Origin of the sequence: Desulfofustis glycolicus DSM 9705, assembly GCF_900130015.1 — a bacterium.
Classification (GTDB): Bacteria; Desulfobacterota; Desulfobulbia; order Desulfobulbales; family Desulfocapsaceae; genus Desulfofustis; species Desulfofustis glycolicus.
Genome location: NZ_FQXS01000006.1, coordinates 29,662 through 45,320, shown reverse-complemented (window position 1 = coordinate 45,320; position 15,659 = coordinate 29,662). Strand labels below are relative to the sequence as shown.

Here is a 15,659-nt window from a genome sequence, read left to right as displayed (position 1 = left end):
ACAGCGCGCCAGACGGCTGATCCTCGAAGCTATACGTGCGTGCTGCCCCCCGAAAAAGCCCCTGAGAGTGTGCTGAGCCACATTCCAAACTGAAAATCAGCAAACGACTTGTTGCGCCGCGATTGAAATCATCTGCCCCCACTGCACGTTCCATGAACAAGAGAAGGGCAGCAAGGATTGACAGAAAACACTATTACACAAAGAGATCGTCGAAGAAAACCATCTATTCGATTGACTCTTCTGTTTTTCGCTCGAATTCTGATAATTGATCCAGTAAAAGCGTCGCTCGATGCTTGGTAAACGATTCCAGATCCCGGATCGCTCCTGCAAACTCTCCGGCAAAATAATGTTCGTTGATCCTTCGGTATGGCTCGAGCAGCCTCGAGAGATACTCGGGTGATAGCTCTTTCTTTATCAAATCCTCCAGACGCTGCCTGAGCCGTTTCCTGAACTGATCCGATTGGGAATACAACCAAGCATACATGTATCGTTTGTGACACGTTGTTATCCCTTTGGGTTCCTGCAGGATATACATGGTCGAACGTGACGGGTCCACTCTGAACCTGCCATCATCATAGGTGAGAAAGCCATGGTCCAGATCCCAATTAATCGTCGTGATGATTGCGCCAGGACTGTCAAAATCATTCTTGATCACTTCCGCACCCTGACAAAAATCGTCATCGGCGATATACATGCTGAGCAGGATTGAATTGACCACATTGTCGATGTTGAAAATTCGGCGAAACGCCTGGAAGGCGGCCTCTCCCTTGGCAAGCCTGACTTGGGCCAGCAGGAGTGTATACAGCTTCTCGACGGACTTGGGGTTTTCTTTTCTATAGTGATAGACAGTAAAGTCATCATGCCCGAGCCAGTTGCCGATCGTCTTGTCCGACAAATGTTCCATAGCCAGATAGAGTCCTTTCGACTCATCGTTCAGATGGAAATCAACCAGGCCATGGCTGGGTACAAGAGCTCCGATATGATCTGCAATATCAAGAGCAAATGAATGATTGAAAGGATTAAAATCCTGCCGTTTCTCGTAGTAGGCTTGATAGGTGTATTTCAGGACGATAGTGCGCAATGGCTTGCTTCGGGGCTGGTCAAAAATAAGCCGTGGGTCAATATCAGCTTTGCCATAACGCTGACGAGCGTATACTCGGTAGCTTTCGGTGTATTTCGTTCGACCGATTCCTCCACCGTGGAAACGAAGTCCGATTTTTTGTTTTTTACTATCCTTGCCGTTATGAATAATGATGTCAGCCGGAACTTCCGAGGCCTTTCCTTTGTTCTCCTTGTTGGTGAGAATGCCTGACGGTCCGGTAAGGTCTTCAGCAGTTGCTGTAATTTGGACGACCGGCGGCATTCCGTCAGTGATGGGTTCCCGATCGAGAGGCTGCAGATTAGCCACAAAACGGCAATATCCTTCATTTCTTTTCCCCGGGAAAACACCTTGATACAAAGCAGATGCCGCACTCTGATCAAACGCAAAAGACAGAGGAGTGACAGTGGTATTGAGGGGGACTCCAGAGGCCGCGCTATTGCTCTGGATACTTGTCACGGCTACTTCCTTGCTAAATGTTCCGCTTTGCGGCAGCCCATCTTTAATGAGCGTCAGATTGCGGCCGAATCTCCCATCAACAATAAGATCCCGGAGAATCAGCTCGGCACCTGATTCAACGACAAACTGCAATTCCAGCCTATCTTCGATATCTGCCTCGAAGGTAAAAGCATAATAGTGCTGACCAGGATAAACAAAGAAACGCTTGGCATACCTCTGGCCCTCCCGTTCTGTCCCATCCTGTTTCACAACAAGAACAACTTCAAGATCACCCTTGCGAATACTGTCAATCCGCATGCGCATTCTGAAACTGTTATGAGGATTAAACCGTCTGACTTCCTCGTCTGAGGCACACATGTCATGGATAGCATATTCAACAGTGTCATCACTGACAGACAGGTAATTCCCTTGACGGAGAAGATTTCCCAAGGAGCCTTTTCTCAGGAAAGCCTCGTTGACGGCTCCTCCATCCTGCCGATCGCGAAAACCTGCAAAATAAAAATGATCAGCGGCCAGAAGTGCCGAGAGGGCGGTCACGATCAGGGATGCATAACCGACAATACGATAGAACATACTTTACATACGACGATAATAATCTATCTGCAAATCCGGAAAACTACGGATCAAAGACTGGATAAAGGCTAGATCATTATCGGTATGGCGCCTGATCGTAATTGAGATGTTGGTCTTCTCTTCATCCATATGCACACTCGAAACCACATGATTGATTCGGTGTTCCGTCAGTTTCATCGATACATCCAAAGCCGCATTGACCGACACCTCACCTCCATTATCGACAAGGATGTTTAGTATACTCGCCTCGGCCTGGGAATCTTTAAATCCAGGCAGAAAGCGAAGAAAAAAGAGCATCAGCAGAACCGACAGATAGAGAATGACCGCGAAAGCAACATTGAAGGTGGCAATGGTTATCGAACAGGCCACAACCAGCAGGATAAAACCGATCTCCTCAGGCTCTTTTATCGGCGTACGGAAACGCACGATCGACAATGCACCCAGCAAGCCAAGCGAAAGCGGCAGAGAAAACTGGACCGTGATAAAAATCGCCGTAATCGCCGGACCAAGCAGCGGAAAAGACCGGTGAATTCTAGATCCCGTCGCATGGGCGTCAAAGAATTTTACATATAATTGTGAAACTAGGATCGCCATGATGATAGATATCACCATGAGCAGTGCGAACCCTGCAAACGATACGTTGCGACTATCTTCTGGAATTGTCGTCAGTATCGACTTAAAAAGATCATAATTGTCCATAAAGGGGTTCTCGTGGAAGATGCGTTATCACTTATTGGTGGTAATTATACAAGCGACGGAAGCACTCGTAGTATTTTGAGAAAGAATCCTTTTTCACCTGCATTCCGAGAACTGCCCTCAATGATCGGGGTAATTCCTGATGGAATCCTTTAACTTCCAGCACCGACTGTTTCAACCAGACTTCACCAGCATGCCTACGAAAACGGGATCGACTACTTTTTGCTTTTATTTCAGTGTCTAACGCAATCCTACTAGCAGTGACCGGATCGACAAAGCGATATCTGGTATAGGACACAAGCACCTGAGGAGTCAGATCGTAAATAGATAACTCGGGCTCGAGTGCACGTATTGTCTTTCTGATCGGCGAGAGAATTCCTGTGTCAAAAACAGCCCCCGGCAGGCGATTTGTATCCAGTTCCAAATGAATTCGCTTTTTTTTTCTCATGGAACCGATTTTTTGTTTGATCTCGAGGAAACAACCCGCTTCGCATTCTGCTCCTGAAGGATCTTGATACCATCGCAGACGCACTTTGGTCTTCAAATAATCACTCGCGGCCTTCTCCATGGCAAAGCGATAATCGTGGGTATCAAAATAAATGGAATTGATGACATTTTTCTGATACTTGTCGTCAGGCTGACAGACGAGCTGTAAACAGCGCAATATGCCCGGAGTGACATAAGAACTGTGGGTAAATTTTGTTTCTCTATCCACCATATTACGCTCTAAACAAAATGATTAACAACCTGGAAGTATAAAGAATTCGGTATCTTTTGTCAAAGGTATTGTCTTCTATAAACCGCTAGTCGACTCTAAGCCGGTGCTTCTTCCTGAAACTAATCAGCAATTGTTTTCCTATCCCTGGTCTTGAAACATGAAAGGGCGAGATTACGCGCAAAAGGAGCGAGCTCTCTATCGTCGAGCGCCCACCAGAACGTCGCTTATATCGATAACTATCTGCTCTATGGCCCTTTTTTCCACAATACAGCTTTCAGAAAGTGGCAAAAAGGATTACTTTAGCTGAAGCTCGAATTGCAGATTTGTAGTCTGAAACGATCCCGTTGCAATCAGTCTTCCAAACCGATGACCCGGGACTAACCCTCCTCGTATTTATACTATCGTACCCATGGCCAACGACCTGCTGATCACCAATTGTTCTCTGCTCTCCGAACCCGGCGGCGTGATCGGCCACCGGAGTTTTGTCGAAATCGGTGCCGGTCGCATCACCGCGATCGGCCCGATGTCGTCATCTCCGGAGCCTGCAAAAGACACCGTTATCGATGCAGCCGGCAAGCTGCTGCTGCCGGGTCTGGTCAATGCGCACAACCACTGTGCAATGACCCTGTTTCGCGGACTGGCCGACGACCTGGAACTGGCAACCTGGCTCAAAGAGCACATCTTTCCGGCCGAGGCGGCCCATGTCAACCCGGAGATGGTCTATTGGTGCACCCTGCTGGCCGCCGCCGAAATGATTCGTTCCGGGACCACCACCGTCGCCGACGGCTATTTCTTCTCCGGCCAGGCCGCTCGCGCCTTGCACGATGCCGGCATGCGGGCGGTGGTAGCCCACGGCATCGTCGATTTCCCGGCGCCGAGCGTGCCGGACCCGAGCAAGAACGTTACCACGGTGGCGGCCTTTCTCGATCAGTGGTTGGGCCGTTCGCCGCGCATCACGCCGGCGGTGTTCGCCCACGCTCCCTATACCTGTTCGCCGCAAACCCTGCGCCGGGCCAAAGAACTGGCCGATCAACAGGGCGCCAGGTTCTTCATCCACCTCGCCGAAACGCAGGCCGAGCAGGCATTGATCATCGATCCCCAGGGCTCAACCCCGGTCCGCCATCTCGCCGAACTCGGCATTCTCGACGAGAACTGCGTCTGCGTGCACGCCGTCTGGCTCGACGACTACGATCTCGACCTGCTGGCGGACAGCGGCGCCGCCGTGGTCGCCTGCCCGCACAGCAATCTCAAACTGGCGGCCGGCATTGCCAGAATACCCGATCTGCTCGGGCGCGGCATTTCGGTCGGTATCGGCACCGACGGCTGCGCGTCGAACAACAGCCTGGACATGTTCCGGGAAATGGACCTGCTGGCCAAGATCATGAAACTAAGACCGCTCGACGCCACCGCCCTGCCGGCCTCCGCAGTGCTGCGCTGTGGCACCACAGAAGGGGCTCGGGTCATCGGTCTGGCGGAGGTCGGCACCGTGGCCGTCGGCGCACCGGCCGACCTGATCATGCTCGATCAGCGCAGTCCGCATTTGACCCCGTTCTACAGTGGCGACCTGCTGGTCTATGCAGCCGCCGGCAGTGATGTGACCACGACCATCATCGACGGCACCGTGGTCATGCACGATCGGCAGATCCTCAGCATCGACCTGGCGAAGGTGTATCGGCAGGTCGCCCCGCTGTCAGAGGGTGTACGCCGTTTTGCCGCGCACCGCCCGAAACCGGCTGTTCCAGTCCGCTGACCGGTACCAGCAACCGGCAGAAAATGCGTGTCTTCCGCTTTCGTTTGGAGTATATGCAAAGGCCCCAGGCCACAATCCACTCACCCGTCATCCACTTTCCGAGGTGCACCAGCCGATGAGCAACCACTACATCATCTCGGTTCTCTCCGAAGACCGTCCGGGCATCATCGCCGACATTACCGGTGCCGTCTATGAACTCGGCGGCGATCTTGCCGAATTGAATCAGTCGATCCTCTGCGGCTACCTGACCATGGTCCTGATCGCCACCTTCGATGACGATGTCACTGCCTCCCTGCTCCTGTCCCGACTCGAGGCGATCGACAGCCCGACCAGCTACGATTTTATCGTCAGAGACATCGCCGCCCCCGACGGCTGTCCGCCGTCCGGTCCGCCCGACAAGACCTACGTAATGACCGCCCAAGGCCGAAACAAGAAGGGCCTGGTGCACGGCATCAGTTCGCTCTGCTACCGGCACAACATCAATATTCTCGACCTAGCCACCACCAGAACCGACGACACCTATACGATGATCCTGCAACTCGACCTGAGCAAGGTCGTCGCCATCGCCGATGTTCGCGCGGCTCTGCAGGAACTTGCGGCGCAGAGCGGTCTGCAGGTGATGCTGCAGCACCACGACTTATTCAAGGTAACCAACGAGATACCTCTTTAGACCGACTTGAAAAATGCGTAACCCCAAACCACGACGGGATTGGGCGGAAATGCTATTGCTCACGGCGGCCGTCAGCATCCGTCGTCACTACCAGGGAGTTTAAATCATGTTGCGTTCCGACCAGATCCTGGCGACCGTGGAGATGATCCAGAAGGAAAATCTCGACGTCCGCACCGTAACCATGGGCATCAACCTGCTCGACTGCCGGGCGGCAACGGTGCGAGAAACCTGTCGGGCCATCGAAGAGAGGATCCTGGAGCGGGCCGGCAGCTTCGTGGAAACCTGCAACCTCGTGTCCCGGCGACTCGGCATCCCGGTGGTCAACAAGCGGATATCGATCACGCCGATCGCCTTTGTCGGCGCCGGTTTCGACCGGGACGGCTTCGTCGAACTGGCCGTTGCCCTGGACCGGGCCGCCACCTCGGTCGGCGTCGACATCCTCGGCGGCTTTTCGGCCCAAGTTGAAAAAGGCATGACCAAGACCGACCGGGAATACATCCTCTGCCTGCCGGAAGCCCTGGCCGTCTCCGAAAAAGTCTGCGCGTCGATCAATATCGCCTCATCGCAGAAGGGAATCAACATGGACGCGCTGGCCTTGCTTGGCCGGACCGTCAAGGACATCGCCATCCGGACCAGCCATCAGGGCGGGTTCGGAGCCGCCAAATTCGTGGTCTTCTGCAATCAACCCGGCGACAACCCCTTTATGGCCGGCGCCATCCACGGTGTGGAAGAGGCCGACACGGTCCTCAACATCGGCGTCTCCGGACCCGGCGTCGTCGCCCGTTCGCTGGAACGGCTGATCGACAGCCGCAACGGCAACGGCCAGGGACTGCGCCTCGACGAGATCGCCGAAGAGATCAAGCAGACCACCTTCCGCGTCACCCGCTGCGGCGAATTGGTGGGACGCCAGGTTTCCGAAATCCTCGGCGTCTCCTTCGGCGTCGTCGACCTGTCACTCGCCCCAACTCCGACCATCGGCGACAGCGTCGGCGAGATCCTCCATATCCTCGGGGTCGACGCCATCGGCGCCCCGGGGTCCACCGCCATCCTGGCGATGCTTAATGACGCGGTCAAAAAGGGCGGCCTGTTCGCTTCGAAAACGGTCGGCGGCCTGAGCGGTGCATTTATCCCGGTGATGGAAGACGCCGTGCTGGCCGAAGCGGTCGGCAGGAACGAGCTATGCCTGGAGAAACTGGAAGCGATGACGTGCGTCTGTTCGGTGGGCCTCGACATGGTGGCCATTCCCGGCTCTGTCGATGCCGACACCATCGCCGCCATCATCGCCGACGAGATGGCCATCGGCATGGTCAACAACAAGACCACCGCCGCCCGTATTATCCCGGTTCCCGGCAAGGAAGCCGGGGAGATGGTCAGTTTCGGAGGCCTGTTCGGCGCCAGCCCGATCATGACCGTCAGAAACGTCGGTAAGTCGAGCCGATTCATCGGCTGGGGCGGCAGGATCCCGGCACCGATCCACAGTTTCAAAAACTGAGATCAAGCAGCCTCTCCCGGTCATGGTCCGTCGCGCCGATGACCGGCCAGCACATCTCGGCAGGCACCGCTGCCGCCAGATCCATGGCCGCGCCGCTTCGCGGATGGTGGAGCCTGATCACCCATGAGTGCAAACACTGACGAGCAAACTCCCGACCATCGACGACCGCCGGGCCGCCATAGCGGACATCGCCAAGCAGCGGATAGCCGGCCTCTGAGAAATGGGCCCTGATCTGGTGCATTCGGCCGGTGACCAGTTCCACCAGCACCAGGCTTGACGATCCACGGCTCTGCAGGACGCGATAGCGGGTCAGGGCCTGCCGGCCACCGGCATCAACCGACTTGACCCGATTGCGCCGGCGATCCCGCGCCAGGGTACTGACAAACTCCCCTTGCGCCGGCTCTGGGACCCCGGCAACACGGGCCAGATAGAATTTACGCACTCGCCGGCTGCGGAACTGGTCGGCAAGCGGTCCGTGAGCGCGCGGGTGGATCGAGAAGACCATGACGCCGCTGGTATCGCGGTCGAGGCGCTGGACCATACCGATTTCCAGCTTTCGTCCGAAGCTCCGGTCCCGGCCGAGCCAGATCTGCACCGCCTCGTACATGGTACCCTTATAGCGGGCCGGTGTCGGTTGCGTATCGATCCCGGCCGGTTTATTGACGGCCAGCAAATCGGCATCCTGATAAACAATGGTCGCCGGAGACAAACGAAACGGTTCACGATCACCCCGATCCAGGTGCATTTCAATCTCCTGCCCGGGTGCAAGCTGAAGACCGTTTTTGCGCACCCGTCGTCCGTCGACATGCACCCCGCCGAGATCAATCACCCCGCGAATCGCCCCGCGCGACATGTCCGGCAACCGCTCGTGCAGGAAGATGTCAAGGCGACACTGTGGCTCGGTCGCCGCAACCCGAAATCGATGTATCATTCCCTTGCACCGTCAGCAACACCGGCTGGAACAAAGACGCCGCCATGTTCAGCGAGAAAACAATGACCGTCGACACGAACTCGATTTGAGGCACGGGAGAAACCTGCTACAATCGACGGGGAAGGCAGCATAAAAGAAAATCCGAATATCGGTACCAGATATGTCACGTGATCCACTCCCCCAGCCCGACCAGTCCTTGTGCTCCGACTACCGGCAACTGGTCGTCGAAATCGATTTGGCCGTCAGCCAGTTGATCGACAAACGATTCGTTAATCTGCTCCACTGCCGGCCCGGCTGCACATCCTGTTGCACTGCGTTTCGCGTTTTACCGCTGGAAGCGGCGCTGCTCCGCCGGGCCATGCCCGACAGGGAAGCCATCCAGGCGATGGTCGGTGACGATCGCTGTCGCCTGCTGTTCGAGGAACGCTGTCTGGTCTACGAACAGCGGCCGATCATCTGTCGGACACAAGGGCTGCCGAACGCCTATATCGATGAGACGGCAGGCAAGATCGAAGTGTCCGCCTGTCCGCTCAATTTCGCCGAGGATTACCAACTGGTCCACGAGGACCTGCTCTTTCTCGATCGTTTCAACAGCCGCCTGGCCGAGTTGAATCGGCGTTATTGCCGCAGCGCCGGGATCGACCCGCAGTTGCGGTTGCCGATCAACCTGGTCGCCCCATCGCGCTGACCGACCCGCACCTTGCCGGCATCCACCCGGTTCAACCGCTTATCGGGCATGGCAGAACAGCCCTTCCCGACATACCCTGCGCCAGGCATAAGCAAACAGCGGAACGGCGACAAAGATGCTCAGCACCAGCCAGGGCCAGTGATCGAAGAAGAAATGGCGCAGGCCAAGCACCATCATCACGACGGCCAGACACAGCAGGCTGAGATACCCGCAGAGACGAAACGCTCGCCAGGCAGGCGGAATATCTGTCTGCCCCCGATAGCGATACGAATCGCCTTGTACAGAAGCGACCCGCAGACCGTAAAAAAACAGGCAATGGATCAGCAGCCAGCCGCCGAACAGCGAAAAGGCCACATCGGTGGGCCAGTGGGCGATACTCATGATCCGGGCCGTGGCCATGGCTGCGGCAAAGACTAGTATCAACAATAACAGCAGGGTGCCTCGCGCCGGCCTCCTGTACCATGACCCGCTGTAAATGACGACATAGGCCAGGCCGATCAGCGTGATCGCCAGCGCCGCGTGGCCGCTTGGAAAACTGGCGCGATAGAGTCCGTGATCGAGGAAATACGGTCCGAACTCATACCAGTTGCTGAACGGTTCCCCGCCGAACAGGATCCGTTTCGGCCGGGGCCGGGCCATGATCCACTTCAGGGTTTTGACCATCAGGATCGAGCAACAGAACGAAGAGACAAGCAGGAATTCGAGCCGCAAACGATGCCGGCGCAACGCGTCACAGATCATCGGCCGGACCAGCAGTGCCCGCTGCAGTCGAGGGATCACCGGCCAGCGGGAGCAATCGGTATCAACCAGGGAGGAGCCGATATAGAGCAGCACGGATACAATCAGGAAAATTACGACCAGGTCGCCGCCGCCGGGCTGTTCGAGCTCGAACATCGAATCACCCATCAACTCGACAAACCAGTTGACTCGATGGGCCGAGACAAACCTGGTCAGCGGGATCTCAAAAGGAACCAGCGCCATCATCGCCGCGGCAGCAGAGAGGATGATGGCTGCCAACAGAATGGTGTGGTGGGGAACGCGCCTGCTGCGGGTGGACATGGAAATCATCATTGTTGCCGTCTCCGTGGGATCACTGCATCTCCACGTACCGTATTACATCCTACAATGCAACACTTTTCCGGCACCGCCAATCGCCGAAACGTGCCGGTTTTCTGGTGAAATAGTTGCGCTTCCCGGCCGATTCCGATAATGTCTGGCAGACACGCCCGTTTGTCATCCTTCCAGTCGGCGCCCCTTTTGCAAATCAGGAGAAGCTTTTTTGATCCTCATCGTGGTCCCCTGCTATAACGAGGCACAGCGGTTGCAACCCGACGTGTTTCGTTCATATCTGACCGAAAACAGCGAAACCCTGTTCCTCTTTGTCGACGACGGTTCCACCGACCGGACTCTGGAGAAGCTGCACAGCATTGAAACCGGCACGGGCGATCGCGTCTTCATCCTGGCCCTGCCGCACAACCACGGCAAGGCGGAAGCGATCAGACAGGGCGTTCTGCAGGGTCTGCAGCACCCGGTCGAACAGCTCGGTTTCTGGGATGCAGATCTGGCTACACCGTTGCCGGCTATCGCCGGCCTGACCGGTGTGATGGCCGCCGATCCGGCCGTCAAAATGGTCTGCGGAGCCCGCGTGCAACGACTCGGCGCCGCTATCCACCGTCACTGGTATCGCCATTATCCCGGACGGATCATCGCCACTTCCATCAGTGCATTGCTCGGCCTGCCTGTCTACGACAGCCAGTGCGGTGCCAAGGTGTTCGCCCGGGACCTGGCCGAACAGATTTTCGCCGAACCGTTTCTGTCACGCTGGCTGTTCGATGTCGAATTGTTTGCCCGGACCATCAGACTGGTCGGCCGCCACCAGGCAGCCCGCATCATTCACGAATACCCGCTGACCCACTGGACCGATATCGGTACGTCAAAAATCTCCCCGGCGTATTTGCCGAAAATCCCGTTCGAGTTATGGCGCATCCACCGCCACTATCGACAGCACCTCCAGAGGCCCTGACCATGCAGCTCCTCAGTCGCGTTATGAATCCCATTGTTCTCTTCATCGTTTTCTCGGTCTTTTTCTTCGCCGGCCTCGGCGGACCGGTGGTTATCGACTATGACGAAGGTGTTTACGCCGAGGTCTCCCGGGAGATGTATCTGGCCGATGAGCTGCTGCAACCGACGCTCAACGGTGAAGACTTCTTCGAAAAGCCGCCGCTGCTCTATTGGCTGCAGATGCTCGGTTACGAGATGTTCGGCGTCTCCGCTTTCGGGGCGCGATTCTTCAACGCCTGCTGCGGGCTGCTGACCGTGCTGACCCTCTATTTCGGTGCCCGCGGCCCGCTGGGCGAACGCGTCGCCTTGCAAGCCGCATTGGTACTCGGCAGTTCGATCATTTTTACCTATCTGTCCCGGATAGCGATGACCGATATGGCGTTGACCCTTTTTCTGACCCTTTCCCTGATCGTCTCCTGGCATGGCGTGGAACGGGCTCTGCGGCAACAGGGAGGCGCCGTCCTGTTCTCCCTCGGCTGTCTGGCCGCAGCCCTGGCAATGCTCAGCAAAGGGGCGATCGGCGCGGTTTTCCCCGTGGCCACCGCGTTGACCTACCTGATCTCAATCGGACGCCCCGGCCTGCTCTTTCAGAAAACCTGGTTGCTGCCCGGCACGCTGATTCTAGCCCTGGTCGGCTTTTCCTGGTACCTCGCCCTCGGCCTGGTTCACCCGGGCGGTTTTTCGTTTATGAAAGAGTTGTTCCTCACCCATCATTTCGGCCGCTTTTCCGCACCGATGGAAGGTCATTCCGGGCCGTTCTTCTATTACCTGATCGTACTGGCCATCGGCTTTCTGCCCTGGTTCGCCTACCTGTTTCTGGCCATCCCTGCCGTTACACTCGGCAGGCAGACGCCGGCTGCTCGTTTCCTGAGCCTCATGGCAATCTATACCGTTCTGGTTTTCCTGTTTTTTTCGGTGGCCGCCACAAAACTGCCCAACTATATCCTGCCGGCCCTGCCCGGTATGGCAATCTGCATCGCCGTCTTGTTCAACCGGGAAGGTGGCGCGCAGAGCGTGTCCTGGCGATTGGCCGGCTGGTTTGCCACGGTAACCGTCAGCCTGCTCGGTCTCGTTTTTGCGGCCCTGCCGTTGCTCTTTCCGTACCTGCACGAACTACTCGGCAAAGACGCCAGAAAAGCGCCTATTTTAGCGGAATCGGTCGAACTGGGGATGACTCCATGGCTTATCGCCGCCCTGTTTTTTGCGTGCAGCTACCTGATCTTTCGTGTCCGAAACAACAGCGAGCTCCGGGTCGTGTTCGAGACCCTGCTACTCTGCTCGCTGATCGTCTCCACCGGTCTGTTCCACCTGGTAATCCCGCTCTATGACCGGCTGATGAACGCGCCCCTGGCTCGGATCGCCCAGCGGGCTGCAGAAATAACGGAAAACGATAACTCCATCGTTCTCTTTGCGGTCGATGATCGGCCGAGTATCAATTTCGTTTCCCGGCGCACCACCATCTACCGGCCCGAACGGCAGGCGGACGATCTGCCGAGCCTGCTCCGAGCACCGGAAAGCACCATCGGCATCACCACCGTCTATTACCTGCAGCAACTCCGTGACAAAGCCTTCGACATCGAAGAACTGTCCCGGGACGGCGGTTTCGTGCTCTTTCGGATCGCGGCAGAATCGGCTGCCCGGCCGGCAGACGATGTCCCTCCGACGACATCCTATCAGCCGGGAGTCGACCGCTTTCCTCCTGTTATTGCCGAGAAAAACGAATAGCTCCGGATAGTACTGGGTTGAACGGGGTTATCTCACTTCGAACATGAGTGATAGCAGATCCCGACCCAAAAATTTTTGAAATCCAGGCGAGCAGGGATTTTTTAGGCACCCCGGGGATGGGTGTCGGCCGGCGGTCGCACCGCCGGCCGGTCACACTAAGGTGATGGAGAGATTAACGGCTGACTTCAAGGTATTGGCGACGATGCAACCACGCTCGGCAATGGTCACCATTTTTTCCATCTCGCCACGATCTTCATAGCGTGCCGAAATATTCATGTTCACTTCGGTGAAACGTGTCGGCGTACCGTCCTGGACCCCGGTGATTGCGATTTCGACATCGCTGATGCGCGCCTCTCGCGCCTTGATCGCCGCTAGCAGGTTGCTCATAAAGCAGCCGCCCAGGCCGAGCAGAAACAACTCGCCGCCCATCGGCCCGACATTGGAACCACCCTTGGCCTCGGGACGATCACAAGAAATTTCAAACTCACGAGCCCGGCCTCGTGACGCTGAATCGGAGACCTGCCGCACCGCCACTTTTGCTTCTGCTGCCATAGATACCTTCCTTTTCGTTTTCTGCCGTGTTTACCTGAAATAATTTCAAAGGTTTGAACGACTACCGCCAAACCACCCGGACCTTCAGCGATCCACCGGCTCGGACCAGGAACAGGGAAAGGTTTTGAACACTTTCTGGTCGATGGTCGTCGCCAGCTTCACGTGCACATGGTAATCATTGTGCAGCAGAAATGAAAGCTTGACGATGGTACCCCGTTCCTGCAACAGAGGCTCCTGCCGACCTTCAACAGTCAGAGATATCTGAACCTGCCGGCCCAGCAGGGCTCGTGCGGTTTCTTTCTTGGAACATTTCATCGAAAAGCAGATACCGCTGCGCGACAGGTCGACCACTGCGCCCTTGAAGTAGGACGAGGTAGCCCTGCCGTCGCGGTCCAGAATGACGGCGGTAGCCAGTGCCGTCAACGGATACCGCGGATGGGTCCGTCGCTCCAGGTTCTTCTGTTTGACCGCCTCTTCGGCCCTGCCGACGCGATGACTCCAGTCCCGAAGCTTGTCGAACAGACCGGGCTGGTCGTCAGGCCAGCCGGCGCTGTCAGTGCGACTTAAGTGGCGGAAGGAGACTTCCGAACGAGTCACCGCCGAAAAGGTGCAAAACGATATGCCGAAAAAGGTGTCCTCACCGAGGATCGAACCTCTTCCAACGGTAGCCAGGGCCACATTTTTCGCCGCGGTCCGAAAAAAGAGCGTTACCTCGCCTTCCTCCACGAAAAACAGACGATTGTTCGGCTTTCCCTGAAAAAAAATGACCTTACCGGACGGAATCCGGTCCTGCTTGAGGCGATAGTACAGCGTATTGGTCTCCTCTTCGCTCAGCTCATCGTAGAGATCCTGCCAGAGCGCCAGATGTTCGGAGTCGAGCCGTTTCGTCTTTTCTTCTTCGATATACTCACCGGTCGATACGATCAGGTTGATCGCTCCGGGATGGGCGCGCAGCAGCTGCTCCCGGAGTGCGTCGGCTTCGGCAAAAGCACCCGCAGCGGCCAGACTCCTGATTCTCTGCGCCAGGGCATCGCCGCTGGAATCCGGTCCCCATGCGTTCTCGGTCGTCATCACTTTCTCCTGGTCCTCTGGGGCGCACGCCGTGTCGGGCTCGGCATGGCAAAAGATATCCTTTTGTCATTATTACCGATACCGAACAATTATGTCAAATGACGATGCATGTCTTGCCCCTGTCCGCTGGCCCGGTTACACTTCATTTTTTTATATGAAATCAGTTCCACAGGCTGAACTTCCCGGGCTAGTTGGTTCTCTCGTAGGCTGCATCGCATAGGCCCGGCGGGGCGGAGAATCAGGCCATCCGACCACGATACCGATGTTCATCGTTCGTTGTGATGTCTTGTCATGGGGGGTATATTAAAATCACTTCACCGGGCTGGTCGGTATAGCCTGGGCCGATTGTTGCGACCGGTGTTCTGGGAGAAAACAAGGCGATGCTGACCATCCTCTCTTCATCAAAGACGCTACAGTGCCGGCTTCTCCCCGGTCTTTCCCATCGGCAGCCGGCACTGCTCGACAAGACGGCTGTCCTCCTGAACACCCTTCTTCACCTCGACCGGCAGGGACTGCAAAAGCTCATGGGTATCAGCGAACAGTTGGCTGCCACGACCGACGAGAGGCATCGCCGGATTTCTCTGCCGCACACCGCGGATTCGGCCGGTCACGCCCTGGCAAGTTTCAGCGGGGATGTCTTTTCGATGATGGAACTGATCCAGTATACCAAAGAAGATCTGCTCTTTGCCGACGGCCATCTCCGCATCCTGTCGGGCCTCTACGGGCTCCTCCGCCCGCTCGACCTGATGCAGCCGTATCGACTCGAAATGGGAACGAAGCTCGCCGTCGGTCAGGCGGCGCAGCTCTATGAATTCTGGCAGGAAGCGGTAACCGACAAACTCAACAGAACGGTCGCCGATCACCGCGAACAGGTCATCGTCAACTGTGCTTCACGGGAGTACGCACGGGTCGTTGACACCAAGCGCCTGGCGGCGCGAATGCTCACCATTTCATTCAAACAACGGCAAAACAACACCGTTAGGACCGTTGCGATCCACGCCAAACGTGCGCGCGGAAGCTTTGTCGACTGGCTGATCGTCAACCGGATCGACCGGACGAGCGACCTCGCCGCTTTTGATCGAGCCGGTTACCGATTAGCCAGTGAGGAATCGAGCGCAGACGAACTGGTCTTCATTACCGATTCCCCCTGAGAGACTCCCCATTCCTTACCGCC

The 15,659-nt window shown here is 56.5% G+C and carries 14 protein-coding genes; 7 read left to right on the top strand and 7 right to left on the bottom strand.

The features are described 5' to 3' along the window. Nucleotides 1–223: 223 nt before the first annotated feature. Genes BUC26_RS06665 through BUC26_RS06655 form a run of 3 tightly spaced genes read right to left on the bottom strand, consistent with a single transcriptional unit; the run spans nt 224 to nt 3,545 of the window. A complete protein-coding gene (locus BUC26_RS06665; protein ID WP_073374545.1) occupies nt 224–2,131 on the bottom strand; it encodes a CotH kinase family protein in 1,908 nt (635 codons plus the stop codon). A gap of 3 nt (nt 2,132–2,134) precedes the next feature. Continuing rightward, nucleotides 2,135–2,830 carry a DUF4956 domain-containing protein gene (locus BUC26_RS06660; RefSeq protein ID WP_073374543.1) on the bottom strand — a complete coding sequence of 232 codons (696 nt, stop codon included), beginning with the start codon at nt 2,828–2,830 and terminating at the stop codon, nt 2,135–2,137. Nucleotides 2,831–2,861: 31 nt separating this feature from the next. Next, complete coding sequence (locus BUC26_RS06655) at nt 2,862–3,545, bottom strand: VTC domain-containing protein (RefSeq protein ID WP_073374541.1); 684 nt, start codon at nt 3,543–3,545, stop codon at nt 2,862–2,864. 409 nt (nt 3,546–3,954) lie between these two features. Here BUC26_RS06655 and BUC26_RS06650 point away from each other — a divergent pair, with 409 nt between their 5' ends. The 3 genes from BUC26_RS06650 (at nt 3,955) to BUC26_RS06640 (ending at nt 7,457) form a co-directional block, all read left to right on the top strand. Next, complete coding sequence (locus BUC26_RS06650) at nt 3,955–5,295, top strand: amidohydrolase (RefSeq protein ID WP_073374539.1); 1,341 nt, start codon at nt 3,955–3,957, stop codon at nt 5,293–5,295. A gap of 115 nt (nt 5,296–5,410) precedes the next feature. Continuing rightward, nucleotides 5,411–5,965: a glycine cleavage system transcriptional repressor gene (locus BUC26_RS06645; protein WP_073374537.1), complete on the top strand. Its 555-nt coding sequence runs from the start codon at nt 5,411–5,413 to the stop codon at nt 5,963–5,965. A gap of 106 nt (nt 5,966–6,071) precedes the next feature. After that, entirely contained in the window at nt 6,072–7,457 is a 1,386-nt protein-coding gene (locus tag BUC26_RS06640; protein ID WP_073374535.1) for a PFL family protein, read from the top strand. Here BUC26_RS06640 and BUC26_RS06635 read toward each other — a convergent pair. Next, complete coding sequence (locus BUC26_RS06635) at nt 7,447–8,388, bottom strand: RluA family pseudouridine synthase (RefSeq protein WP_073374533.1); 942 nt, start codon at nt 8,386–8,388, stop codon at nt 7,447–7,449. The genes BUC26_RS06640 and BUC26_RS06635 overlap by 11 nt on opposite strands. A gap of 160 nt (nt 8,389–8,548) precedes the next feature. Between BUC26_RS06635 and BUC26_RS06630 the strand changes: the two genes are divergently transcribed. Continuing rightward, nucleotides 8,549–9,076, top strand: a complete 528-nt coding sequence (locus BUC26_RS06630; RefSeq protein WP_073374531.1) for a YkgJ family cysteine cluster protein — start codon at nt 8,549–8,551, stop codon at nt 9,074–9,076. A 39-nt stretch (nt 9,077–9,115) separates the two neighbouring features. Here BUC26_RS06630 and BUC26_RS06625 read toward each other — a convergent pair whose 3' ends face one another. Next, a complete protein-coding gene (locus BUC26_RS06625) occupies nt 9,116–10,147 on the bottom strand; it encodes a phosphatase PAP2 family protein (protein ID WP_073374528.1) in 1,032 nt (343 codons plus the stop codon). 208 nt (nt 10,148–10,355) lie between these two features. Between BUC26_RS06625 and BUC26_RS06620 the strand changes: the two genes are divergently transcribed. Both BUC26_RS06620 and BUC26_RS06615 read left to right on the top strand, forming a co-directional pair. Beyond that, complete coding sequence (locus tag BUC26_RS06620) at nt 10,356–11,099, top strand: glycosyltransferase (protein WP_161949807.1); 744 nt, start codon at nt 10,356–10,358, stop codon at nt 11,097–11,099. A gap of 2 nt (nt 11,100–11,101) precedes the next feature. Continuing rightward, nucleotides 11,102–12,862 (top strand): ArnT family glycosyltransferase, encoded by a 1,761-nt coding sequence (locus tag BUC26_RS06615; protein WP_073374526.1) that lies wholly within the window; start codon nt 11,102–11,104, stop codon nt 12,860–12,862. A 150-nt stretch (nt 12,863–13,012) separates the two neighbouring features. Here BUC26_RS06615 and BUC26_RS06610 read toward each other — a convergent pair whose 3' ends face one another. Both BUC26_RS06610 and BUC26_RS06605 read right to left on the bottom strand, forming a co-directional pair. After that, nucleotides 13,013–13,414 (bottom strand): OsmC family protein, encoded by a 402-nt coding sequence (locus BUC26_RS06610; protein ID WP_073374524.1) that lies wholly within the window; start codon nt 13,412–13,414, stop codon nt 13,013–13,015. 84 nt (nt 13,415–13,498) lie between these two features. Next, nucleotides 13,499–14,485 carry a cyclic nucleotide-binding domain-containing protein gene (locus BUC26_RS06605; RefSeq protein WP_073374522.1) on the bottom strand — a complete coding sequence of 329 codons (987 nt, stop codon included), beginning with the start codon at nt 14,483–14,485 and terminating at the stop codon, nt 13,499–13,501. Between the two features lie 380 nt (nt 14,486–14,865). Between BUC26_RS06605 and BUC26_RS06600 the strand changes: the two genes are divergently transcribed. Next, nucleotides 14,866–15,636 (top strand): YaaA family protein, encoded by a 771-nt coding sequence (locus tag BUC26_RS06600; protein ID WP_073374520.1) that lies wholly within the window; start codon nt 14,866–14,868, stop codon nt 15,634–15,636. Nucleotides 15,637–15,659: the final 23 nt, after the last annotated feature.